Origin of the sequence: Vibrio sp. SALL6 (assembly GCF_002002385.1) — a bacterium.
Lineage (GTDB): Bacteria > Pseudomonadota > Gammaproteobacteria > Enterobacterales > Vibrionaceae > Vibrio > Vibrio parahaemolyticus.
The window spans coordinates 50,264-74,671 of sequence record NZ_MQVK01000014.1 but is presented as its reverse complement, the minus strand read 5'-3'; the positions used below and the strand labels follow the sequence as shown (position 1 = coordinate 74,671).

Genomic DNA, 24,408 nt, shown 5'->3' with positions numbered 1-24,408 from the left:
AAATACGCAATAGAATAAAGCCGCGGCAGTTACCTGTCGCGGCTTTTTGTTTTTACATATTTTGTCTAAAAATCATGCAAAGCATGCTTGCAATCCCACGCGCTCTAGTGAGTATTTCGTTTGCCTTCTCTTTGGTATTGCTGAGAAATTTCGAAGTAGATATGCATGTCTATTGGCTCAGGTGTATTCAAAAGCATTTTGCCGACTTCGCGCTGAAAATGGCCGTAGTTCCCAAGCTCATCGGTTAGGCCTAGTTGCTCGTAACATGATTCGCTTGCGAACATGCCATACGCGTAATAATGATGATTTAGATCTTTTTGTTTGTCATAGCCAAGCTCTTGAAGTGCCTGATCAATTTCATCGGGAACGTAAGTGTTTTTATCGCCAAACGAACGCAACAACACGCTTGGAACCTCTTGAGCAATGCTCTGAATTTTCGTTTTTTTCTTAAAAATACCGAACATAATGTCCTCCACTGACGATGTCTCCAAATACCGCACACAACGTGGGTTGAGCGAGCGAATAGTTTTTAGTATGGCTCACGATTTAGAGACTAAGTTACATTCAAGTCACGTTTGTATACTAACTTGATCGCATAATGCGCATCAAATAATAGTCACCTCGTTTCAACCTCGTCTCATCAGAAACCCTGTTTTAATCACAATTGCTGGCTGCTTTGCTGTGCCTTTCCCATACTATCTAATAGGTGTCGCCATCTTCTGCTATCAGCGTTTTGAAATAACCTTGGCTAAAGTCACATTTCGTATCGACATCCATTTTAATTTAAGTTAGCTTTAGAAGTATAGACGTCTAGATTGACTAAGCTTAGGGAGAGAAAGTCGTGCCAATTAGAATTCCAGATCAACTACCTGCTTCAGATGTACTAAGGACAGAGAACATCTTTGTAATGAGCGAAACTCGTGCCGCGAGTCAAGAAATACGTCCTTTGCGAGTACTGATTCTGAATTTGATGCCCAAGAAAATCGAAACAGAAACGCAGTTTCTTCGCCTCCTTTCAAACAGTCCATTGCAAGTAAACGTCGAGCTACTGCGCATCGATAATCGACCAAGCAAAAACACACCAACCGAGCATTTAGATACGTTTTACCGTCAGTTTGAGATGGTAAAAGGGAAGAATTTCGACGGTCTTATCATCACTGGTGCGCCACTTGGTCTGGTGCAATTTGAAGATGTGATCTATTGGGATCATTTAAAAACCATCATGGAATGGGCAAAAGACCATGTTACCTCGACGTTGTATGTGTGTTGGGCGGCGCAAGCTGGCTTAAAGTTGTTGTATGACTTGCCGAAAAAAACGCGTAAAGAAAAGCTTTCCGGTGTATATCATCACCAAATTCATAATCCATTCCACCCTATTTTGCGCGGGTTTGATGATACGTTTTTAGCGCCCCATTCGCGTTATGCCGATTTTTCGCCACACTTTTTAGAAGAACATACTGACTTAGATATTCTCGCCACATCCGATGTGGCGGGCGTATATCTGGCAACGACCAAAGACAAGCGAAACGTGTTTGTTACCGGCCATCCAGAATATGACTCACACACTCTTCACAATGAGTACATTCGGGATTTGGGTGAAGGGATGGAGCCAGCAATTCCGGTCAATTACTACCCGAACAACAACCCTGACAACTCTCCCATTGCGAGTTGGCGAAGCCACGGACACTTGCTGTTCTTGAACTGGCTCAACTACTGCGTATACCAACAAACGCCTTACGATCTGGATCACTTCAGCGAAGATGCTTTCACTAAAGACGATTAAATCAACGAATTAAGTTTGTGAACCGAGCCGCCATCTGGCGGCTTTTTCATATCAGTTTGCAAACCTGATCGCATAGTGCTTTTTCCTCAATGGGCTTTTGCTACGTAATTCATATCATGCTGTCAGATTCAGGGATGTGGGGAAGAAGAATGAAAACCGTAACGCTCAGTGCACTAATGTTGATGACGCAGTTTGCACTCGTAGGCTGTGTTACCGTAAAAGAAAACGGCGCTCCTATCGTGAAGGCCGATCCTGTTGCTATGGCAGAATCTCGCATCGCTCTTGGGCTTGGTTATCTCGAAGGTGGCAATATGATCCGAGCGCACGACAATTTGCAACAAGCCTTGAGCCACGCCCCACAGTACTATCGCGCACAGCTTTCTATGGCACACTACTACGAAACCGTTGGTGAAGATGCGAAAGCAGAAGACATGTACAAACGCTCTTTACGCCAACACACCAAAAACGGCAACGTGCTCAATAACTACGGAACATTTCTATGTAAACGAGGTGATTTCCAACAAGCCGACCAAATGTTTAACCGCGCAATTGAACAACCTTATTACTACCTCATCCCTGCAAGCTACGAAAACGCCGCTTTCTGCGCATTAAAATCACAAGATAAAGACAAAGCAAAATACTACTTTACGCGAGCTATCGATCACGACCCACACCGCCCAAAATCGATTCTCCAACTGGCTAAACTCGAAATAGAAAGTGGCAACTTTACCGATGCAAGAATTCGACTGATGCGATTTAATCAAATGTACGGTGTGAAAAAACCGTCACTGCAACTTATGATCGAGTTAGAACGTGCGGCAGGTAATGAAGCGCTAGAGCAAAAATACGTAAAACAGTTAGAACACATGTCTTAACGAGCCACACTAATAACCCAAACAGCATAAGTCTTTGCTTAACCTCTCATTTTATTTTCAGGCTCACTTACACCGTTCAAGTTAAGTGAGCCTTGTTTCTCAGAACGCCGACAAATCCCCTGTTTCACTTGTGTTTCAGTCACTGAAAGAGCGACATTACTCCTGTACTTAACATTCAAAATCGGTACTATTTGAAAGATACGTGACCGAGTCACTTTTTGAGTTCTAACTCAATAATTACTGAATGATTGTGCGCTTCGTTGAAGTGCAATTTGCTTTTATTTTGAATCTTGTCGTTCAAGAACATATACCCAAGGATGTTGACGCCGGATGAAACCTGCCTGCACACTCTTACTGCTTGCTTCTTTAAGCTCCCCCTTTCTTGCTAGCGCTCAACCCGTCAATGACCTCGTATTTACCGTAGGTATCGTTTCCGACAAAGCAAAAAGTAAAATCAAAAAAGCAACACCCTTTGCTCAATATGTGTCCGGAAGGCTGAATCACCTCGGTTATACCTCTGGGTCGGTACAAGTCTTCAACAACTATGGACAACTTGCAGTTGCTCTCAAAAATGGCAGCGTTCAAATTGCAACAGCTACACCGTTTAACGCCGTAACCCTAGAACGAGAATCTAACAGCCAAGTGCTCGCCGTAAGGTGGAAAAAGGGACTCGAAAAATACCACTCTGTATTTTTCACCCATCAAGACAGTGGCATTCATTCCTTGGCCGATCTGCGCGGCAAAACGCTCATTTTCGAGAGTCGCAACTCCACCAGCAGCTTTTACTTACCTGCCATTACATTGCTCAACCAAGGCGAAAAATTAGAATACCTTCGTTCTATAGATGATCACCCAACGAAAGGCCGTATCGGCTATTTGTTTTTGGATGAACATTTGGAACAATCCAACGAAATCAACCTATCCGTTTGGGTGTATAAACAGCGCGTTGCCGCCGGGGCGTTCAGTAATTTCAACTGGAACAACCCAAAAGATTTGCCAGAAAACATGAAGGAAAAACTGACCATTTTCCATAACTCGGTTGAGATCCCGCGTGATTTGGTTTTAGCGTCACCAACTTTGAGCCAATCGACCAAAAATGAAATTACATCGATTTTATTGAAAATGGATGCCTCACCAGAAGGTTTGCATGCCTTGGATGTATTCCAAAATACCAAGCGCATATCAGCACTCACGCCAGATATGGCAACGTCTCTCGACACGGTTCGAAAGTCTGTTAACTTGCTACCAAAGGCAAACTGATGCTGAACAAACTTTCGCTAGAAACCAAATACATTTTCGCGACCATCTCCGTCGTTGTTTTGGTGGTTGTGGTCAACCTTGTACTTTACATGCATGGCTACGACACATACTCAAACAATCTCGCGCAGCAGATTACGCAAAATTCTCAAGATAAGACGGAATCCTACGTCAAACAAAAAGGATTAGTGTACGCGGAGTTGTTGTCTAAGCAGCTGTTTGATCCGCTTTACAACGATAACATCAGCCAAGTCTATGGACAGATTACGGCAACCTTAAGCCAACCGGACGTATCAAAAATCCATGTTGTAGATAACGATGGACTTGTATTCCACGACGGTACACCTCAGCTTGCCATGTTTGCTCAGCCCCACTACCGCTCAGACTTTATTCTTAAGGCAATTGAACAAGAACGTGTCCAAGTCGCTCTATCTAGAGAACAACTGGAAATTGCCGCGCCTATTCACCAATCAGATGTGACGCTTGGAGCCGTATATTTGGAGCTTAACCTTGCCCATTTATTAGAAGAAAAAGAGCAAAACATTGCACAAGTTGCAGCGATAACGTCTAAAGATAAACACAACATGTTTATTTTGTTGCTGGCAATCAGCATTATTTCTATCTTCATGGGTAGCTTATTCGCGTTTGCCGTAGGTCGATCGTTGGTGAAACCAATCAAACAGTTGAGTGAACAGTTTTCGGAATTTGATACCCAAGCACTTCCAGTTACCGATATTCAACGCAAAGATGAAATTGGTGAGCTGATTACTGCCTATAACAAGATGTCTAACAAGGTAAACACCTACACAACCCGTGTTGAGTTCATGGCCTATCACGACATTCTGACTTCGCTTTCTAATCGTGAAAAGTTGCTGATTGATCTTCAAGAACAAATCAGCACCAAGAGAGCGCCAGCGCTTGCCGTCCTGTTTGTCGATTTGGATGATTTTAAGCACATCAACGATAACTACGGCCACAATATTGGAGACAAATTACTGGTGCACCTTTCCGCGTTATTAAGGAATGAACTGCCAATTTATATCGAACCAGATTATCGACCATGGATACTCGCAAGCCGCGTTGGGGCGGATGAGTTTGTCGTTGTATTCCCTTGCAACAACAGCTTAGAAGCGCGCGAGATTGCCAACCAAATTCATAGACAAGTGCTATCGCCATTGAGGCTCGACAGTCACAATATCCGCTTAACCACCAGCCTTGGTGTCGCGGTATATCCAGAGTTTGGTTGTAACGCAGATTCGCTGCTGCAACTTTCATCCCTTGCCGCACAAGAATCAAAACGTCGCGGCAAAGACATTATGTCCGTTTACGATCCCGCATTCGATGCGACGGTGAAACAACGACTCTATATCGAAAGAGAACTGAGTCGCTCCATCCACGACTTATCTCAGTTTGAGCTTTGGTATCAACCTAAATTTGACCTTAAGACCTACCAGTTGGTTGGGGTTGAAGCATTAGTGCGATGGAATCATCCCGAGAAAGGTTACATTGGCCCTGAACAGTTTATTCCGATTGCAGAACAAAACGACTTGATTCTCGATCTTGGTGAGCATTTGATCGAAACCGCGATCAAGCAAAGATCGGAATGGGCAGAAGCATTTGACCATGATTTTCATATCGCGTTGAACTTGTCCCCACGACAAATCTACCGTCAGGATCTTAGCCTCATATTTGAGCACTTTTTATCGCAATACAATGTATCCGCCAAAGACATTCACGTAGAAGTGACGGAGTCACTTTTGATGGACGACATAGAAAAAGCCCACTTCGTTTTGCGCAAACTGCAAGCCACTGGTATTGAAGTCTGGTTAGATGATTTTGGTACTGGCTATTCTGCCCTGTCCTATCTTCAACAAGTTAACTTTGATGGGCTTAAAATCGATCGCTCGTTTATCGCACAAACCCAGCAAGACAACAAAGATGACTCTCTGGTACGCGCCATCATTTCAATGGCTCACAACCTCGGAATGAAAGTTGTGGCAGAAGGTATAGAAACCCAAAAACAACTGGCGCTGATCGAGCGTCTAAATTGCGATGTGGCACAAGGCTTTTTCTTAGGCAAGCCTGTTCCAGCGGCGCAGCTCCTAGAACTGGAAAACACCTGCCAAGCAATGAAGCACAATGCCTCTTCCATCGTAAGTTAAAAACTGGCATGAAAAGCTCATAACGCTCTGCTTCTCGCTTGGCGTTATGAGAAGCTTTCTGCAAAACACGTCACATTTTTATCCCCTTTTAAACCCGATTGCACTCATAGCGCTAACAACCTAAATAGATAAACTACACTTTTCATATCAACCCTTTGGATATGGAAATGCGCTGTGGTCGGAATTTTTTCGTGGAATAACCTATCAGTTAAACACAAACTGTTTGGCCTTGTCTTACTGCCAATCATTTTGTTGTTTTTTCTGGCGGGACAACACGTTCATAATCTTTCGACTCAAGCTCAAGATTTACAAAAAGCTCAATTATTCTCTGTTTACATCGACAAAGTCTCTTACCTGTTTAATTTACCCAATAACCCATCCATCCCGAATAAAGCTGACAAAACAGCGCTGCTCATTCAAGAACTAAAAGAAACGACCCCCCGCGTTTTTGGCGACAATTCTGAGGTTTTGCCTCTCCTTGCGAGTTTTGAAGAAGCCAGCCTCTCGATGTTTACAGCAATCGATATCGAAGAAAAACTGGATATTGCAGAATGGCGAGCAGATACTTTTGAGCAAATCCTACTTAATCTCGACAAGGTCTATTTTAGTAACGTCAGTTACGAAACCGATCGCCATCTTTCCTCCTTAATGCAATTGGAATGGTTAATGTTTTGGTCGACGGAAGAGCGTCGATTGAGTGAATATCTCATTTATTCAGCCAATAAGCGTCTTCATTACGACGACGCTGTTCGTGATGAGATTCAGTCTCTGATTCAAAACCAACAGCTGCTTGTAGAGCGCTTCGTCGCGCTCAATGCTAACCAGAACCAAGTCCAATTGCTGATAGATACCTTTAGCAACAAGGTATTTCAAACTAGCCAAGAATTTCGTGATCAGTTACTTAACCAAGAGGAACTACAAGCGTTATCTCCTCTTAAAACGGGAGCTGGACTTGCTGCGCTGAACACGCGACTGGCGCTACTTCATGACATCGACGACACGATGGAACATGAGCTGCAAACGAAGCTCGCACAAACCATTAAAGCAACCACGCAACAGCGGTTGGTATTCATTGTTATCATGTCGTTGGTGACGATTCTTGTTATCAGTTTAACCATTCGCTTGGTGCGTAAAGTGACCAACAACCTGCATCTTGTTCTTGAATTTTTAAGCCGCGAAAATTACAGCGAAGACTCACCACTTTCTGAGCTCATCAAAGGCAAAGATGAGTTAAGCAAGTTTGCTCAAGAAGTGGAAAAACTCAGTCATGAGAGAGAACAAGCAAAGCAGAAACTCACCAAAGCCAAAGAAGATGCCGAGCGCGCCAAAGACGACGCGATTGAAGCCAGCAAAGCGAAAAGTAGCTTCCTAGCGAACATGTCGCACGAGATTCGTACTCCGCTCAACGGTGTGATAGGTATTTCTGAAGTGCTGGCAGACACCCCGTTGACGGCTACACAGCGAGATTACGTCGACACAATAGAGACGTCTTCCCAATTGCTGCTCAGCCTGATTAACGACGTGTTGGATTTTTCCAAAATTGAGTCCGGCATGTTGCTGATAAGTCCTCATTCAACCTGCGTGCGAGAATCAATTTATGACATCGCCTCAATCGTGTCCCCAAAAGCAAAAGAGAAAGGCATCGAATTAACCGTCAGCATTAGCCCGAACACGCCTTACCACATCGTCATTGACGATCACCGCTTGCGTCAGGTGATCATGAACTTCATGTCCAATGCCGTTAAATTTACGGAACGAGGCAGTGTAGAGCTTTCGATTACCACGCTTGAAAGTAATGAATCGGAAGCCGTCATCGAGTTTTCCGTGCAAGACTCAGGTATCGGCATCGATGAGCAGCAACAGAAACGAATCTTCGCACCATTCGCTCAGGAGGACGATTCCACCACCCGCCAATTTGGAGGAACAGGTTTAGGTCTTGCCATCAGTACGCAACTTGTCGAACTCATGGGCGGAAGCATACAACTTGAATCTGAAAAAGGCCGCGGAAGCCGTTTCTACTTCCAACTCACCGCGCCGATTTCTCAAGCCCATTTTCGTGCTCGACATACCGTGAATAACCAAATCTGGCTCGTCTGTGACGACAGTGACCTAGAAACAAAACTGCGCAATGAGTTGAGCTTCTATCAAATTCAAGTGCATCAATCTGTTCATGATCTTAGTGCTCTTCCGACATGGATTAACGACAAAGAACGCATCATCATTCTTTATGTTGAAACGACGCCAGATGCCGCAGTGAAGAACACAGATTTGATGCGAAATTTGGAACATCAACATGTGCAAGTTTGCCTAATCAAACATCTACACAGCCAACAGCTTGATTTCGGTCACCGTGTCGCAGCGATCATTACTCAACCTTTGCTAGGACAACGTCTACTCAAAGCGCTTGAAAGCTGTGCTGAACGATTTACTCAATCTATTTCCGTCGTTCAGCCTGCAACCCGACTTGAAAAATTACCCAAAGTGCTCGTTGTAGACGACAATACTGTGAACCAAAAAATTGCAGGGTTGCATGTCACCAAAGCAGGTTTTAGTTTTGATCTCGCTGCTAATGGTGAGGAAGCGATCGACATGTTCAGAACATCCCAATACTGTCTGATTTTGATGGACTGCATGATGCCGGTGATGGATGGGTTTGAGGCAACTAAACAAATCCGACAAATAGAGCTGAAAGAAAATCGAACGTTCCGCATTCCTATCATCGCGTTAACAGCAAGCGTTGTTGATGACGATATTCAAAAGTGTTTTGACGTCGGCATGGACGACTACGTACCAAAACCGTTTAAGGCGGATTTACTCAAAGAGAAACTTGATAAAGCCGTTGGGTTGCGACTTCCCGTAACTGCATCGACAAAGCTCAACCAATCAAGCTTGCCCGCTTTTGAAGAACCCGAATTTAAACAACGCGTTGGTGAGACGTTAAGTGCTGCGCCAATGAGACGTGAACGGATTTTATTGGTGGAAGATAACCGAGTGAATCAAAAAGTTGCTTCTTTACTGTTAAGCAAGGCTGGCTATCAGTTTGAAGTCGCGGAAAATGGCCAGATCGCAGTGGAGATGTTCCAGCGCGATGGTGGCTTCGACATCATTTTAATGGATTGCATGATGCCGGTGATGGATGGGTTCGAAGCAACGAAACAGATCCGCGCTTATGAAGCTAGCTTAGGACTCGAAAAAACGCCGATCATCGCGCTAACAGCCAGTGTGGTCGACGACGATATTCAACGCTGTTTTGACTCCGGGATGGACGCTTATGTGCCTAAACCAGTGAGAAAGGAGAAACTGTTGCATCAAATCGAAAACGTAATGTAGGCGAGCCACACATGAGCATGATTCTCCCCCCTCATAATCAACGAGCGCTGCGACTACTGGTCTCCGCTTGTTTGCTGCTTATATTTTTGTTGCCTTGGAGCCATCAGGCATTTGCCGCAGAAAGTTACGCCATTTTTTCACTTAACGCTCAGTTTGACGCGTTGACCATTAATAAAGCGAGGAAGCTCTACCGAGGCAAAACCAGACTATTACAAGGCCAACGAATTGAACTCTCTGATTGGCCAGAGACGTCCGTTGAACGAACGGAGTTCTATCGCTACCTGCTTAATAAAAACTTGGCTCAAATGAATGCGCATTGGGCCAGCCTTTCGTTTTCAGGCAAGGCGCGTCCACCCAAAGTAATTGATCAACCCAGTATTGAAATCTTGTTAGCGTGGATGCGAGAACAACCTAATCGCATTGGCTATGCCCCCGTCGACTCGTTGCCGTCGGATGCTCATGTTCTTTATGTCGTCAGTTCGGAGAAATGAAATGAAGAGATCGCTCCTCGCAGTACTTATTAGCAGTGTCGCTTTTCCGAGCTTAGCAACAGTAGAACTGACCGATAACTTATCGCTTAGCGGGTTTGGCTCCATTGCCTGGGCGCAGTCCGACAACGAAACCTCATTGCTCGTGAACCGATTTATTGATGATGATAGCTGTTTCGATTGCGACACCACATTCGGCCTCCAACTTGATTACTTCTATCAAGCTTTTCGTGCTTCTGTTCAAGTCGTCAAGCGACCGCAAGATCATTGGAGTGAACCCAAAGTAGAATGGGCTTACCTCGCTTACACCTATAACAACGTCGAAATTCGTGGTGGTCGATTGCGTTTGCCTGTATTCCTTATTTCTGAATACAACTATGTGGGACAAGCGTTTACCACCGCCAGACCGCCGAACGAAGTGTATGACAGCATTCTCGGGATTACGGCGTATGATGGCCTATCCGTTAGATGGAATTACGACCTTAATGAGAATGTGATGATCACTGCAATGCCGTTTGTGGGCTACGGTTACAGCAGCGACGTTACCATCAGTGAAGATACGGACATTAGTATAGACACCAACTACTCAGCAGGGCTTAACTTGACGTTAAGCGGTGATAACTATCGTTGGAACTTTGCGTATTTGAATGCCGAGTACGATCAAACCACCGTACTTTCTAACGCCATGCAGCCCATACCTGGCCAAGGCAGCGCGGCGGGAACAATACGGCTGAAAGATGAAGACCAACACATCCAGCTGTTTTCACTGGGTGCAAAATATGAGTTTGACCGTATAACCGTCACAGCCGAAGGACAAACCAGCGATATCTCGACCTCGTGGTACGCCGCTACCAGCTACAACCTAAACAAGTTCACCCCTTACGTGGTTTATGGCCAGCAGTTTGACGACAACGAAAAGAAGACCGGTGACAGCCTCCTGACAGGGTTAAGGTTTGACGTGGATTACAACGTGTCAGTGAATGCCGAATGGCAACACTTTAAAGCTTTCAACAACGACTCCGGCGCGTTTTCTCTCCCACCAGTCGATACCAATGCCAACCTCTACACGGTGATGTTGAATTTCGTCTTTTAGCTACTCAATACGAACAAAGGCAGATTGGATGGTCCATCTGCCTTTTCTTGTTTCTATCGCTTCATGTGCCCAGCGTTAAGCCTCTTCTTGGTCGCTATAGACATTGCCCTCGACTTTACGCTCCTTGAAGTAAAACTCTCGGTCATGCTCGCCGATTTCACGTAGCACACGACAAGGGTTTCCCACCGCAACGACATTACTTGGAATATCTTTGGTCACAACGCTCCCTGCACCAATAACCGAGTTTTCACCAATCGTCACACCCGGTAACACCACGGAATTTGCGCCAATCCAAACATTGTCTTCGATGTGAACAGGAATATTGAACTGAGCAACTTCCCGACGTAAACCTGGCTCTATAGGATGTCCTGCTGTCGCAATCGTCACATTCGGGCCAATCATCACGGAATTGCCGATATAAATATAGGTGTCATCGACAAGTGTAAGATTGAAGTTGGCGTACACATTATCACCCAGATAAGTGTGACGCCCCCAGTTTGCTCGAAGCGGTGGCTCTAAATAACAGTTATCGCCCACAGCCCCAAGTAAACGCTGAAGAATTTCACCACGTTTTTCGCCCTCTGAAGGTCGCGTTTGGTTGTAGTCATAGAGAATCTCTAGGCATTGCGTTTGCTGTTTTGCGAGTTCTTCGTCAGTACAAAAATAAATCTTCTGACTATGCAGCATTGATTGTCGGTCCATGTATCCATCTCATTTAACGTTCTATTACCTTCGGTCTTACAATAACCAATCACAGTGACAGACCGGAGTATGTCTTGTAGAAACTAGCAGACCTTGCACGAACAAAATTTGCAAAAAATCATGGAAACCTTGCGGATTACTGCACGAAAAAACAGGAAGTTGCGCCATCGCACAAAATGAAATTAACTCACTGATGAATTGTTTTGCTTTGCTTTTTCTCGCTTCATCTTTAGCTGCTTATCTTTACGTTTTAGAGCACGGAAGAACTTGGACTCTTCGTGATACCAGCCCACAACACTAATCGGGAAACCAACTAACATCATGATGAAAAAATCTGCCGGAAACTGCTCCGTCACGTCCTGAAAAGTGTGAAGCTCTCCAAAGATGAACAAACCGATAATTTTACCCACCAACAACGCACAACAAATCATAAAAAACGATTTCATGATGTAGTGCCATTTTCCTTTCTTTCTCTCCTCTCGCCAATAAACATACTTATGTTCTCGGTTATACATTACTCCTCCACAAAGTGACGGCGTCACTCATTAAATGATAGTGTGGGTTCAGTGCATCAGCACTATGGTAATCATAGTGCTGTTTACTAGGAGTTGCCTGTCAAACCAATGAGAAGAACACAAAAATGACATTGTGTTTTGGGAAGAATTCGCTTCGCGTTTTAGAAAGGAAAGAAATAGCGACTAAGCTGATAAAATCTCTTTGTATGAGCGATGCTCTCTATCCGCTTCGCTCAGATGAAACTGCTGCGCAAGTGCGACTAACTGCTCGCGATAGCGAGCCAAAGCAGTTTCGTCGTCGGTCATAATAGCGAACTCCGCAAAGTGACCAAAACCATCGAGAAAATCTAAGGTGATATGGAACTCGCCGACAAAGAAGATACTTCTGATTTTCTTGCTGTGCTGAATCACTTCGTAACCCATATTTTCGAGCATACTTTGAGCAGAATCTAACTTAGTGATATTTGTTGCTTCACAACGGTCAGCTTCTGGCCCTTTTACAATCCACAGTTTGATGCCGGCAGGCTGAATTTCTCTGAGCACTAAACTCTTGCCCTGCTGAGTAAGCGTGCGTTGTGGGGTATCGTAAAACCAATCTGACTCTTGGTTGTTTTCGAACATGACTTCATGCTCAATCTGTTTGAGCATGTTTAAAAATGCATCATGATTTTTTACTCGATACTTTAACTCGACTTCAAACTGCCCTTGGAAATGCACGTCACTCACCACTCGCCTCTACAACATAAACTTCGAAAGGAGCCGAATACTACACTCAAAATCTTAATCGTGTTGTGGCAATACACTCAGCTTGCGCATTTAGTGCTTTCGAAACACCCAGATTGGGCCGATTAATAAGAACTGTAGGTCCTCAAAAAAGGATGGCTTTTTGCCCTCGATTTTGTGCCCAATGAACTGAAGAATCCACAAAGCGCCAAACAACAGCATAGAAATGTGTAAGACGGGTAGCTGTAGAATCTCCAACGACCAAATCAAACCAATACACGCTAACGTGTAACCGAGCATCATCATGAACACACTGAGAGATAAACGGAAGTAAAAGACCCAAACCGGAATGACAGCGAACCAAACCCAGTTGAGCTGAAAACCTAAGATTGAAAGTTGAGGAATGGACCAAATAAGCCCAACCACAGAAAGATAAATACCCGGAACGGCAATTTTGTGAATTTTTTGATTGATTGGGTTTTGATGGCTTTCACCATAGGCTTCTAACCAGTCAGATAGTGCTCGCATATCACTTCCCTTTTTACGCAACTTCTTTTTATATAGTCCGAGCTCAAAAAAGGTGCGAGTTTTTCAGCGAGCAATTGATGGTTTTCGTTATTGCCTAAACGCTTTCCTGAAATGCTATTTGGCTTCAGTGTCCAAGCAATGTACGTTGCGCTTTGGGCAGTTTCGCTACAACCAAATCGTAGGAGCGCTCGCACAAATCTTGAATGAGACCATCTTCGGCATCACCATTGAAATACACTGTGACCCAATGGCGTTTGTTAAGGTGGTAGCCCGGTGTGATGTCGGTAAACTGGGACGTTAGCACTTCTCCATCTTCCGGTTTCACTTTAACACTGACGTATTCTCGACCACCACGCTCCGCGATTATCGCGAACATTTTGCCTTTTACTTTGAACACAAGTGCGTCAGGGCCAAAGGGGAAGTCACTTTCGGCGCACATAAATGTCTCTAAAAAGGATTCCAATTCTTTGATATTCATGCTCATTCCTTGTTTTTTTTGCAACGAGATTCGCTATTCAAATTGAGGCAGTAGTAACTTTAACGCCTGATTCACTTGTGACTTTTCATCCGCCGACAATCCACTAATCAAACTATGTTGTACATCCACATGCTCTTGGATCAACGACTCAATCAATGCCAAGCCTTCAGTCGTTAGCTCAACAGTAACACTGCGTCGGTCTTCTTTACTGTGCTCTCTGGCAATAAAGCCTTTCTTTTCTAGCTTGTCTAAGCGGTTGGTCATCGCTCCGGACGTGAGCATCATCGACGCAATCAACTCTGATGGGGTGAGACGGTAAGGCGCTCCGGCACGGCGCAGCGTGGCTAACACATCAAATTCGCCCATTTTCAGGTCATATTGTTTGTGCAGATCAGCGACTCGACACTCCATATGTTTAGCAATGCGCATTAGCCTACCCATAATAGCCATTGGTTCGGTATCAAGATCTGGTTTTTCCTTCGCCCACTGCGTTACTACTCTATCAATTGCGTCCACGAGTTTTCTTTCTCCAATACGAATTCGGTCTGACGATTTACTTTAACATAAAGATACTTTACAAAAAGCAATCTAGCGCGTACCTTTACAATTAATTATCTCAATGTGAAGATATTTTACATGAACATATTACTCGCAATGATCCCCGCATTTTTCTGGGGCACTACTTATGCCGTTACGCAGTTCACTCTTCCAGACTGGCCGCCTGTGTTGCTGGGAGCACTGCGGGCACTGCCAGCCGGACTACTGCTACTGGCAATCAAACCTTCGCTGCCTAAAAAGCACGAATGGAAAGTGTTATTGGTATTGGGCACGATTAACATCGCCTTCTTCTTTGGCCTCATTTTTGTGATGGCGTTGACCCTACCTTCTGCAATTTCCGGTGTCGGCATGATTTCTGTCCCCGTCTTTGCCATGCTGTTTGGTTGGGCGGTTTACAAACGTCAGCCTAGCGCAATACAAGGTATTAGCGGCGCAGTGTTGATTGCGTTAGCGTGGTTCTTGTTCGATCCAAGCTCAATCTCGCTCAACCCTATCGGCTTAGGGGCGATGCTGGCGGCCATCATGTGTATCGTGATTGGCAGTAGCGTAACCAAATCACTCGGCACAAAAATGCATTGGTGGACGGTACTCACGTGGCAGTTGATTTTGGGTGGTGTATTGCTGTCTATCGCCGCGGCTGTGTTAGCTACCATCAATCCGCAGCCTTATGTGCATGCCGTACAGAATATCGATATGACCAACACACTAGGGCTGCTGTGGGTCATTGTGCTCAACACCGCGCTAGGCTACGGCATGTATGTGTGGTTGTTGCAACGCATGTCTGTGGTCGACTTTACGTTTGGTGGCATTGCCAACCCGATTGCAGGGATCGTCTCTGGGTTATTGCTGTTGGGTGAAACCTTTACCCCACTCCAATACAGCTTGATGGTGGGCATGATTGTGATGTCTTTACTGCCTCAAATTCTAACGTCGTTGCGCGCAAGAAAAGAAGTAATAACGGTTTAAGTAATCATCCCCATCATATTCAAGAGAACGCCCGATTTTGTATCGGGCGTTTTGTTATTCAATACGATCAACTCGCTCTGAGCTGGGCTTGTTTTCGATAAGCAAGCGGTGTGGCACCATATTCTTTTCTGAAACAGGCACCAAAATAAGAGGCATGCTTAAAACCACATAGCTCAGCTATTGCACTGACACTCGCGTCGCTATCGCACACCATTTTTTGTGCTGTATCTAGTCGTGCAGCCTGCAGCACGTCAGTAAACGTCGTCCCTTCCTTGTTCAACTTTCTTTTTACCGTCGACTCACTCATGTAAACCAGTTTCGCAATTTCTTTGAGCGTCCACGGCTTCGTTAGATCTTTAGAAATCAGCGCGCGAATACGTGAAGACAACGAAGAATATGAACGAGTTTCTGCCTGACTGGCGCTCTGCTCAAAGTGCATCAACAAATACAAAAGCATGCTGTTGATATCGAGCAATTCATCGTTTGAACGGTTACCACAGCCCTTTTTCACCATTGCTTTTAATGCCGAGTAGATATCCACGATTCCCGGACGTAAAGTGAAACTCACCGCCACATTCCCCGAGAACACGCCATCGCAAAGATCGCGGAAGTTCAACTGTTGATTGAGTTTCTCGATGAAACACGCAGCCAGTCTGAAACCCGAAATATTGGCATTTTCTACGAACGAATTGATGGCGATTTGCCCTTTGAAATCCGCGCCAATAGCGACCAAACAAGGTGGGTCGATAAGCTGTTTAATGCCTTTAGAATCACATAACTCCAAAGCACAGTTATGGTTTAAGACAATGTAAAAATCCGTCGAGCTAATATCAAACTTTTGATTTATCGGACAGTGTTGCACCTGCCCGTCAAGAACCTCAATCAAAGCCTTCATTTACATTTCCAAAATGAGTGTCAACGCTATCTTGAAACGATATGAACAAAGTGCGTGAATGTTAGTTCTCGCGGTCAGAGAGTCAATTTGATATTTTTTAATCAGCGTTCAGAAATACTGAACGCTGAAATCGGTTAGCTAACCAGAGTAATTTCGACTCTTTCTTTTCCTTTACCAACGTTTTTACGTTTTAAGGCAATGCGGCCGACTTCAGAGGTGCGTTTAAGATGTGTACCACCGCAAGGCACTTGAGCGAAGCCTTCCACTTTCCAATAGCGCCTTTCTTGGCCTTCGTCAGAGAATGCGCTCTCAATCTCAGCGTCCGAATCAATGACTGCCTGAGCTCGTTGTTGAAACTCCGCCAGCAGTGGCGTGATGCTTTCAGGCCATTCAAAATCAATTCGGCTTTTATCTGCGGAGATATGTGCGCCAACCTTCTGAATGTTTGCAAATTTTTGCGTGAACAGTTCAAGTATAACTTCCGCCGCAAAGTGGAGCTTCATCAACGCATAACGCCTTTGCCAGTCAATTTGAGTGATCACTTGGTCGCCAACTCGAAACGTGGGTTGACGTTCTAGAGTGTAAACAATGCGTGAGCCAGACTTAATTGCACCGACGACAGGAATCCCGTCGATCGTACCTGCATCGCTCTCTTGTCCGCCGGATTCAGCATAAAAAATAGTGTGGGATAACTCGACTTCTTTGTCCGAAATTCGAGTTACCGTGGAGGTGAGTTCTGTTTGGTAAGGGTTTTTCCAAAATACCTTGACGGTCATATGGCCTTCCTTTGCACATAATATTGACGTACATCGATGCTACGCGGCTAATAAGTGAAGTCAAGCGATGCTGATGAGATAAAAAATAAGCTCCCGAAGGAGCCTATTCACTTACTTTCACTAACTTTCAATTACTTAAGAGGAACGCCAGGCGCGTCAGACACGCAGGAAGCATAAGCCGGGTCTCGAGCATCCATCACCAACTGCGCTCGACCTCGATGCAGGTTAATGATGTCATACACGACGCCCTCATGATGCGGTAAATCCATTAGCGAAGTAGACCAATATTCCGAGTTTGCTGGCCAACCAAAACCTCCGCCATCTTTGTCTTCTTCATAGATGCTTTCAGTCCCGTCCCAAACACTGCCTCGTGATGCACGATACAAGCTAAACAACTCATTGCGAGTGGCACGACGCCAGTTGTCACGACCAGCAAAGTTTCTTGCAGACAAATCATGACACCAGTTTGCGTATTGGCTGGTTAAGCCTGCGCGATCACGTCCGTATTGGTTGAACATCGCAAAGTCACCCACAGGGCCGCGTGTACCGTCTTCTGTTTTGATGCCAACGTAAGTTTTTGGTTTTGTCGCGTCGTAGCTCAAAGGTTTAACAAGCTCATAGCCTAGTTTGTTCATGAGCTTCACTGATGGTGGTGCGGTAAATAGGCGACCATCTTCATCACTCGCTACCATCAAACACGCTTCCGCGCTTCCTTCTCCTGAACGAGGCTGTGGGCAAATAGAGATGGCAGACTCTTTTTCTTCCGCCTCAACAACCTTGACCTCAGAGATGCCTTTTAACTCCCCGAGGGAAGCTGAAATGGTGACCGAACCAAGCTGAGCACTATTTGAGAGCCCACCAGCAATCAAATCTAAAACCGCTTTATTACTGCTTCGCCATGTCACTCGATGCGTTACATCCTGAGTGGTTTCATCGCTATATTCACCGTAGGCATAAAATCGCTGGACGTTCTTTTCCTCTAGAGTGATTTCACTAGGATGAACATGGATTTTTTCTAATACCGCATTCGTTACTTGAATTTGCAATGGTGCACTGGTGATCGCATCTTTGGTGGCGTAAACCATTGCCTGCCCTACCGCAAGACCTTTAACGCGAGCGCCTTCTAGTTGTAGAACATCTTGATTATCAACCCACCAAGCAACCTGTTCGGTCAACTCAACGCGGCTTTCATCGCTATAAACTCCTTGTGCAGACAGCTGGGTCGAGTTGCCTTTTGCCACGCTCGACGCATTCGTTGTCACTTCAATATTTGTTAGGATTGCATCGGTCACCTGCACTTGTATTGGCTCGCTTTGCACACCATCTAACGCAGCCGTCACCAACGCTGTTCCTTTATGTTTGGCTTTCACAACGTTGTCGACAATCTCAACCACATCGTTATCGGCGTGCCAAGTGATGCCTCGGGTGAGGTCGACTTGTTCACCATCGCTCAACGTTCCCATGACCACCAAAGGCTTATGTGTGCCCAACGGCATTTCCAGTGCGGTTGACGAAATGTCCATACTCACTAATACCGCAGGCGTGACAGTAATAGAACCATGCGTACTGGTTAAGCCATCAAGCTCGGCATAGATATCCGCGTCACCCTCATCTTGTGCGGTGAAAATGCCATTTGTGCCTGGCATGACAACGCTACAATCTGTGGAGTCCCACTCTACGAGATGGCTAATATCACGGGTTTGTTTGTCAGTATATTCACCGTAAGCTTTCGCTTGAAAGCTTAGCCCTTTGGCAATCGCCTTATGTGGCAGATCGAAGTAAATGTTGGTCAACTTCGCGTCCACAACCTGTACGGTCATTTCGCTACTGAACTCATCTAGGTCTGCGCGAATGACCGAAACACCTGTTTTAAGCGCTGTAATCACACCGCGTTCGTCGATGTTAACAATGTCAGCATTTTCAACGTTCCAAACAACTTGTGATGTAAGGTCGTCTTGAGTGCCATCGTTATAAAAGCCGATGACTTTCACCTGCGCCAGCTCACCCTCTGCAAGCGACACACGGCTTTGGTTTAGTGCAATACGAGACACCACTTTGTCTGGTACTGGCAGCTCTGGAATAACGGGTTCAGAAGGCTCCGGCGGCGTCACCTCTGGCGTTTCAGGAACTTCCGGTTTGGAAATATCAGGAAACTCAGGCACTGGCAGCTCCGGTATTGGCGCTTCAATTTCTGGCTCGTCAGGTAATACTTCTTCTGGCAAGCTCATTGGTGGTTGGCTAGTGCTGCTTCCACTGTCGCTATTACAACCAAACAAACTCGTGACGAGTAATAGCATTGCGATCTTATTAAAAGTATTTTTGCTTATCATAGAGTCAAACATTCAAACTTTTATTATTAGACAACATTAAAAATTCAAATTATGAATACAAACAACTCAGCAATACCGCTGACTGGTTAGCGCTTCGTATGTATGAAACTTTTTCTCTAATTCAACCTCCAACTCAGCTCTGTTTTTAGTATCTCTCATCAATATGTTTTCTCGATAACGGGTAATCGCTGAAATTAATTCACTTTTGGCCATCGCTAATTGCTCGTCAAACGAGCACACGAACTCATGTTCACTCATCGTGATTCTCACAATACATAAATTTAGAAATTACATTCTGTTTATTTACTTCGACGACCATCTATGAGATGGCAAAAAAATGTAATGGGAAGTGCTCAGTTCGACAATATGCCGAATATCAAGATCGTCTCATCGTGATATAAAAATCAGCTCAAGTTTTCGGTTTAGAGTTGGGAGTCAACTCTAATGACTTCCCTATATTCTGGTAAACAATAGGCAAGAAAAAAGGTGCCACATTGGACACCTTTAAAATCAACGAACAGAAGTTACGCCTCCAGATTTGGTTCAGCAATATTCTCGATTGGCTCTGGTTTTGCGTACACATAGCCTTGAATCAAATAGATATTGTGCGTAGCCAAATACTCAATCTGTTTTCTGTTTTCTACACCTTCAGCAATCATTTCACATTCCGCTTTCATCGCCGCAGACACAATAGAATCCAACACTTTGAGTTTTTGGTCGTCTGAGCCAATTGGATCAACGAACATTTTGTCCACTTTCAAGCAGCGAATACCCAAGTCCTGCAAATAAGAAAAGCCACCATACCCAGTTCCAAAGTCATCAATTTTGAACTTGTAACCTTTGTTGGTGAGGTAGAGAATCTCTTTTTTCGCGGCTTCTACGTCTTTAACCGGAATTCTTTCTGTTAGCTCAAAATGAATTCGGTTTGCACACGGCCAATTCAAATCTGCCAACAGTTTGGTCAACGAACCGGTTTCTAAATGAGAAGAGACAATATTGACACTCACCCAAATCGACTCAGGCAGTGACTCAAGATCTTGGATGATTTTGCGAATCATCTGGTTCGTCATCGGAACAATCAATCCGCTCTCTTCTGCGGCGCCAATAAACATATTAGGTGGCACCAAACCATCGCGTCTTGACCAACGCACCAACGCTTCATAACCTACAGTTTGGCCATCTCTGCTATCCACAATAGCTTGATAGTAAGGGATAAATTCGCCGTTGTTGATGCCGTTTTGAATCAGCCCTTTGATAGACTTTCTTAGGCTTTTACTTGAGATATAAAACAGCGCAAACACAATCCCAAGAATCAAAGTAGCAGGCACACCCCAAACGAAAAGACGCTGATTCGCGTATGCAGCCAAGGCTTCACCACTGTAAATCTTGATGAGCATGTTGGCCTGAGATTCGTCAGAGAAGAAAAACTCGCTCGACAGCGCATTGTCTTCATCAATAATGCTTGGCATGCCGCGACTGATTGAAAGGTCACCAAACATAGGCTCGTGATATTCAAATTTTACGAATAAGCATTCTTCACACGGCTCAGCAATAAGCTGTTTTACCCAACTGTTATCGAGAACCCAAAACACCTCAACGTGCTGATTGTCATAAATTACCATCCATTCTGCTTGGTCTTTGTATTCCGGCAAGATCAAGGAAACATAGAAGTTGGTATCTACTGGAACCCGTTTGGATGACGTAATTTTGGAGACAGGCATCCCTATGCTTGAACACGAGTCGCCATCTTCCGTGGTCATGCCAATAAACCGAATGTAGCGGTTGTAGTAACGAGGGTCACGCAGCACTTTCATATCATCAGATTGACAGTTGAAGTCGAGCTGGGCGATCTGTTTGGTAATGGCACTCTCTAAAAACGTGGATCTTTGATTTAAGTATTTAACCAACGTTTCGATTTTCGCCTCTTTGATATGCCCAACATATAAATTTGACAAGGCATTAAAAGCGACAGCAAAAATAATGATGGGGACTAGCCCTATTAAGATGGCATTTCTTATTGTCTTATTAGCCAAAACTCCTCCTAATGTTCTGCCACGAACAATTTTCAGTAAGCAGGTTCACTATCTCACTTTAATAAGTGGAAAAGTGGGGATGGACTCTCAATCGCAAAGAATAAGTGATTGAGCGGCAATTATTTGCTGAGACTACTGCTGCACATTGGCTTTTACAACTCTCTCGCATGAGATTATGAGCTAATAATGATAACAATTGACCTTTATTATATACGCAATGGCTTATCGCAAGCGGGAGACTGTTTTCTTCTGCTCTTTTGCGTTGAATCTAAATTTCCGACTCTGTCTTGCCAAAAACGAAAAAACCACCTTTAACGGTGGTTTTTTCATTATTTTCAGTGTGGCTTAGTCACTAGAGTGATTCAATCGCTTGTTGAATTGCAGGACCAATTTGACGCTTGCGAGACGTCACGCCATCCAATACCAACATGTCATTGTCGATTTTCACATCAAAGGCTTTTGATAGCACTTTCTTATCTGCATCATCCGCCCAAAGCATGTTTGCACGTTTGTGCTTGGTATCTGTGATCGAGAAGAACAAGTAATCAAGATTCTGAGCTTTCTTATACGCTTGAATGGCTTCGTTGAAGTCCTGTTTTCGGTCAATCAACTGCTGCGCGTTGAGCGTTTCAGCTACGCCGATGCCTACCTTTTTACCTGCGAATTCAAAGTTCTTGTAGTCCATCGTCAAAATCGTCTCTGCTGAGAAATGGCTCAGATCCGATTTCGCCAACAACATTTGTTCACCAAAACCTTTGATGTCTTTGATGCCTGCAATGTCCGCCAGCTTTTGCGCGTACTGTTTGTCATATTCAGTGGTAGTCGAAGATTGGAACACAACCGTGTCCGACAAAATAGCCCCTAAACCTGCACACGCAATATTCTTAGGCAGTTTAACGTTTAACTTCTCGGCATTTGCCGTAAGAATTGTTGCTGCAGAACCCCAAGCACGAATGTCCATCGTTACGATTTGCGGCATGCTGATTGGCGAACTGCCCATCGCGTGGTGGTCGATGATTGCCACGATGGAAGTTGGATCAACCGATTTTGCAAGTTGAGTCGATTGGTTGAAATCCACCAAACCAATGTGGTGAGAAGAGAAATCCGCCTTCACTTTTGGCGCGTCCATGCCACAAAATTCAAACACAAACTTACTTTCTGGGTTCGCTTCGCCAGTTAACGCTGCTTCACCGCCGTAGATGTGTGACGCAAGGATAACGGAAACGGCACTATCGGTGTCTGGGCTCAAATGTCCAACCCATACGAGGTTGTCGGTATTATTGTTTGAAAGCGTGGTGAGATCCAAAGCGCCCTCAGCCAAACAGCTGAAAGAGGCAATCATGGTTAATCCAAGTAGTGAACGTTTCATTTGAGTCCTTAGTGGTGAGTGGTAAGTTACTATTGGTACTGCATAGACCATTGATTCAAATGTAATTTTTTCGAGTTGCCAATTCACCCGATATTCTTGGAATCGCAAACGTTTTTCGAGTCGATACACACTTTTTTATCGAATCCGCTTACAACTTAAACAGGACATTTAGACAAGCGAAAGGCGATTTTCCAAAAACAAAAAGGAAACGATTGGTGCCAACCGTTTCCTTTACTTGTTATTGCTATTTAAAAGCGCGTGAATTACGCCACTTCAAGAATCACTTTTTCCAACTTATCTAAGCCTTCACTAAGCACTTCAGGCTCAATGGTTAGCGGCGGCAACAAGCGAATCACGTTCGCTTTTACTCCACAAGAAAGCAGGATAAGGCCGTTTTCTTGCGCTTTAGAAATCACCGCTTTGGTCATCTCTTGCAGTGGTTTGCCTGATTCTGGATCAGTAAACTCAATCGCCATCATTGCACCAGTAGTGCGGATTTCACCGATAGCAGGTACTGACTGTTGCAGTTTCGTCATGCGAGCATTGACCACTTCACCGATGCCCATCGCTTTAGCACACAAATCTTCTTCTTCGATGATTTTCAGCACTTCAAGACCAGCAACACAACCAAGTGGCGAGCCTGCATAAGTACCACCTAAACCACCAGGCAGTGCAGAGTCCATCACATCCGCTTTCCCAACTACCGCTGAGATTGGGAAGCCACCAGCAATGCCTTTCGCCATTGTCATTAGGTCTGGTTCAATGCCTAGGTATTCTGTGGCAAACATTTTACCGGTACGAGCAAACCCTGTTTGGATTTCATCGGCAATCAGCATGATACCGTGCTTATCACACAGCTGACGCAAGCCTTGTGCAAACGCTTCAGGTGCTTTGTAGAAGCCGCCCTCGCCTTGCACTGGCTCGAAGATGATCGCCGCAACGCGTGACGGTTCGATATCGCAAGCAAATAGATCGTCGATCGCTTGTAAGCTTTGCTCCACACTGATGCCGTGGAACGCATTTGGGTATGGCGCGTGGTAGATTTCATTCGGGAAAGGACCAAAGCCTGCTTTATATGGGGCAACTTTACCGGTTAACCCCATCGTCATATTTGTGCGACCGTGAAAGCCGCCTTTGAACGCTATCACGCCGCTACGACCAGTATGAGCGCGCGCTACTTTCACAGCGTTTTCGACCGCCTCGGCGCCAGTGGTTAGAAAAATCGCTTTCTTCTTAGTCTCACCTGGTACAAGTTCTGTCAGCTTTTCTGCCAGCTCAACGAATGACGCATACGGCGTAACCATCGCACACGTGTGCGAAAAGTTGTCCAGCTGAGCTTTTACCGCTTCACTGATACGTTTGTGAGAATGCCCGGTGTTAGTTACCGCGATGCCCGCTGCAAAGTCGATGTATTTGTTGCCTTCGATATCCCATACGTAAGCGTTTTCTGCTTTCTCGACGTAAAGTGGGTACAGTGCGCCCATGCCTTGAGCGATAACTTGGCTTCTTCTGTCGTGTAGTTGTTGGTTTGTCATTGTTTTGTCCTT

At 44.9% G+C, this 24,408-nt stretch carries 21 protein-coding genes; 8 read left to right on the top strand and 13 right to left on the bottom strand.

Features of this window, described 5'->3' with window-relative positions:
• Nucleotides 1-104 precede the first annotated feature (104 nt).
• Nucleotides 105-464 carry a hypothetical protein gene (locus BIW15_RS25080; protein ID WP_005477703.1) on the bottom strand — a complete coding sequence of 120 codons (360 nt, stop codon included), beginning with the start codon at nucleotides 462-464 and terminating at the stop codon, nucleotides 105-107.
• Between the two features lie 377 nt (nucleotides 465-841).
• On the opposite strand from BIW15_RS25080, the gene metA reads away from it, so the two are divergent.
• The 7 genes from metA to BIW15_RS08290 all read left to right on the top strand — a co-directional run bounded on the left by metA (nucleotide 842) and on the right by BIW15_RS08290 (nucleotide 10,988).
• Nucleotides 842-1,783 (top strand): homoserine O-succinyltransferase, encoded by a 942-nt coding sequence (gene metA, locus BIW15_RS08320; RefSeq protein ID WP_023623471.1) that lies wholly within the window; start codon nucleotides 842-844, stop codon nucleotides 1,781-1,783.
• Nucleotides 1,784-1,932: 149 nt separating this feature from the next.
• Nucleotides 1,933-2,658, top strand: a complete 726-nt coding sequence (pilW, locus tag BIW15_RS08315) for a type IV pilus biogenesis/stability protein PilW (protein WP_042780523.1) — start codon at nucleotides 1,933-1,935, stop codon at nucleotides 2,656-2,658.
• Between the two features lie 330 nt (nucleotides 2,659-2,988).
• A complete protein-coding gene (locus BIW15_RS08310) occupies nucleotides 2,989-3,918 on the top strand; it encodes a phosphate/phosphite/phosphonate ABC transporter substrate-binding protein (protein ID WP_021486610.1) in 930 nt (309 codons plus the stop codon).
• A complete protein-coding gene (locus BIW15_RS08305; RefSeq protein WP_077280822.1) occupies nucleotides 3,918-6,077 on the top strand; it encodes a GGDEF domain-containing phosphodiesterase in 2,160 nt (719 codons plus the stop codon). The genes BIW15_RS08310 and BIW15_RS08305 overlap by 1 nt, the downstream gene beginning before the upstream one ends.
• A 174-nt stretch (nucleotides 6,078-6,251) precedes the next feature.
• A complete protein-coding gene (locus BIW15_RS08300) occupies nucleotides 6,252-9,407 on the top strand; it encodes a response regulator (RefSeq protein ID WP_077280820.1) in 3,156 nt (1,051 codons plus the stop codon).
• An 11-nt stretch (nucleotides 9,408-9,418) separates the two neighbouring features.
• Entirely contained in the window at nucleotides 9,419-9,898 is a 480-nt protein-coding gene (locus BIW15_RS08295) for a hypothetical protein (RefSeq protein ID WP_005485695.1), read from the top strand.
• A 1-nt stretch (nucleotide 9,899) separates the two neighbouring features.
• On the top strand, nucleotides 9,900-10,988 hold the full coding sequence (locus tag BIW15_RS08290; protein ID WP_179115249.1) for a sulfate ABC transporter permease: 1,089 nt from the start codon (nucleotides 9,900-9,902) through the stop codon (nucleotides 10,986-10,988).
• Between the two features lie 75 nt (nucleotides 10,989-11,063).
• Here the strand turns inward: BIW15_RS08290 and BIW15_RS08285 are convergent, their stop codons facing one another.
• The 6 genes from BIW15_RS08285 to BIW15_RS08260 form a co-directional block, all read right to left on the bottom strand.
• On the bottom strand, nucleotides 11,064-11,690 hold the full coding sequence (locus BIW15_RS08285) for a sugar O-acetyltransferase (RefSeq protein ID WP_021823415.1): 627 nt from the start codon (nucleotides 11,688-11,690) through the stop codon (nucleotides 11,064-11,066).
• Between the two features lie 182 nt (nucleotides 11,691-11,872).
• The gene (locus BIW15_RS08280; protein WP_005464576.1) at nucleotides 11,873-12,205 is read right to left on the bottom strand and encodes a hypothetical protein; all 333 of its coding nucleotides are present in this window, start codon (nucleotides 12,203-12,205) and stop codon (nucleotides 11,873-11,875) included.
• A 183-nt stretch (nucleotides 12,206-12,388) separates the two neighbouring features.
• On the bottom strand, nucleotides 12,389-12,934 hold the full coding sequence (cyaB, locus tag BIW15_RS08275; RefSeq protein WP_077280818.1) for a class IV adenylate cyclase: 546 nt from the start codon (nucleotides 12,932-12,934) through the stop codon (nucleotides 12,389-12,391).
• A gap of 87 nt (nucleotides 12,935-13,021) precedes the next feature.
• Complete coding sequence (locus tag BIW15_RS08270) at nucleotides 13,022-13,456, bottom strand: DUF962 domain-containing protein (protein WP_021449138.1); 435 nt, start codon at nucleotides 13,454-13,456, stop codon at nucleotides 13,022-13,024.
• 124 nt (nucleotides 13,457-13,580) lie between these two features.
• Entirely contained in the window at nucleotides 13,581-13,934 is a 354-nt protein-coding gene (locus BIW15_RS08265) for an MmcQ/YjbR family DNA-binding protein (protein WP_015296857.1), read from the bottom strand.
• A 33-nt stretch (nucleotides 13,935-13,967) separates the two neighbouring features.
• A complete protein-coding gene (locus tag BIW15_RS08260) occupies nucleotides 13,968-14,450 on the bottom strand; it encodes a MarR family winged helix-turn-helix transcriptional regulator (RefSeq protein ID WP_005464470.1) in 483 nt (160 codons plus the stop codon).
• A 120-nt stretch (nucleotides 14,451-14,570) separates the two neighbouring features.
• On the opposite strand from BIW15_RS08260, the gene BIW15_RS08255 reads away from it, so the two are divergent.
• Entirely contained in the window at nucleotides 14,571-15,458 is an 888-nt protein-coding gene (locus tag BIW15_RS08255) for a DMT family transporter (RefSeq protein WP_025504718.1), read from the top strand.
• Between the two features lie 67 nt (nucleotides 15,459-15,525).
• On the opposite strand, the gene BIW15_RS08250 is transcribed toward BIW15_RS08255, so the two are convergent.
• From BIW15_RS08250 to gabT, 6 genes are all read right to left on the bottom strand, one after another.
• Nucleotides 15,526-16,353, bottom strand: coding sequence for an AraC family transcriptional regulator (locus BIW15_RS08250; RefSeq protein ID WP_077280815.1), 828 nt, complete (start codon nucleotides 16,351-16,353; stop codon nucleotides 15,526-15,528).
• 134 nt (nucleotides 16,354-16,487) lie between these two features.
• Entirely contained in the window at nucleotides 16,488-17,129 is a 642-nt protein-coding gene (locus BIW15_RS08245) for an alanyl-tRNA editing protein (protein WP_020838923.1), read from the bottom strand.
• Nucleotides 17,130-17,260: 131 nt separating this feature from the next.
• Nucleotides 17,261-19,426, bottom strand: a complete 2,166-nt coding sequence (locus tag BIW15_RS08240; RefSeq protein ID WP_256856980.1) for an Ig-like domain-containing protein — start codon at nucleotides 19,424-19,426, stop codon at nucleotides 17,261-17,263.
• A 557-nt stretch (nucleotides 19,427-19,983) separates the two neighbouring features.
• Nucleotides 19,984-21,492, bottom strand: coding sequence for an EAL domain-containing protein (locus BIW15_RS08230; RefSeq protein WP_077280811.1), 1,509 nt, complete (start codon nucleotides 21,490-21,492; stop codon nucleotides 19,984-19,986).
• Nucleotides 21,493-21,844: 352 nt separating this feature from the next.
• On the bottom strand, nucleotides 21,845-22,861 hold the full coding sequence (locus BIW15_RS08225) for a manganese-dependent inorganic pyrophosphatase (RefSeq protein ID WP_005477846.1): 1,017 nt from the start codon (nucleotides 22,859-22,861) through the stop codon (nucleotides 21,845-21,847).
• Between the two features lie 263 nt (nucleotides 22,862-23,124).
• The gene (gene gabT, locus BIW15_RS08220) at nucleotides 23,125-24,396 is read right to left on the bottom strand and encodes a 4-aminobutyrate--2-oxoglutarate transaminase (RefSeq protein ID WP_029846328.1); all 1,272 of its coding nucleotides are present in this window, start codon (nucleotides 24,394-24,396) and stop codon (nucleotides 23,125-23,127) included.
• Between the last annotated feature and the right edge of the window lie 12 nt (nucleotides 24,397-24,408).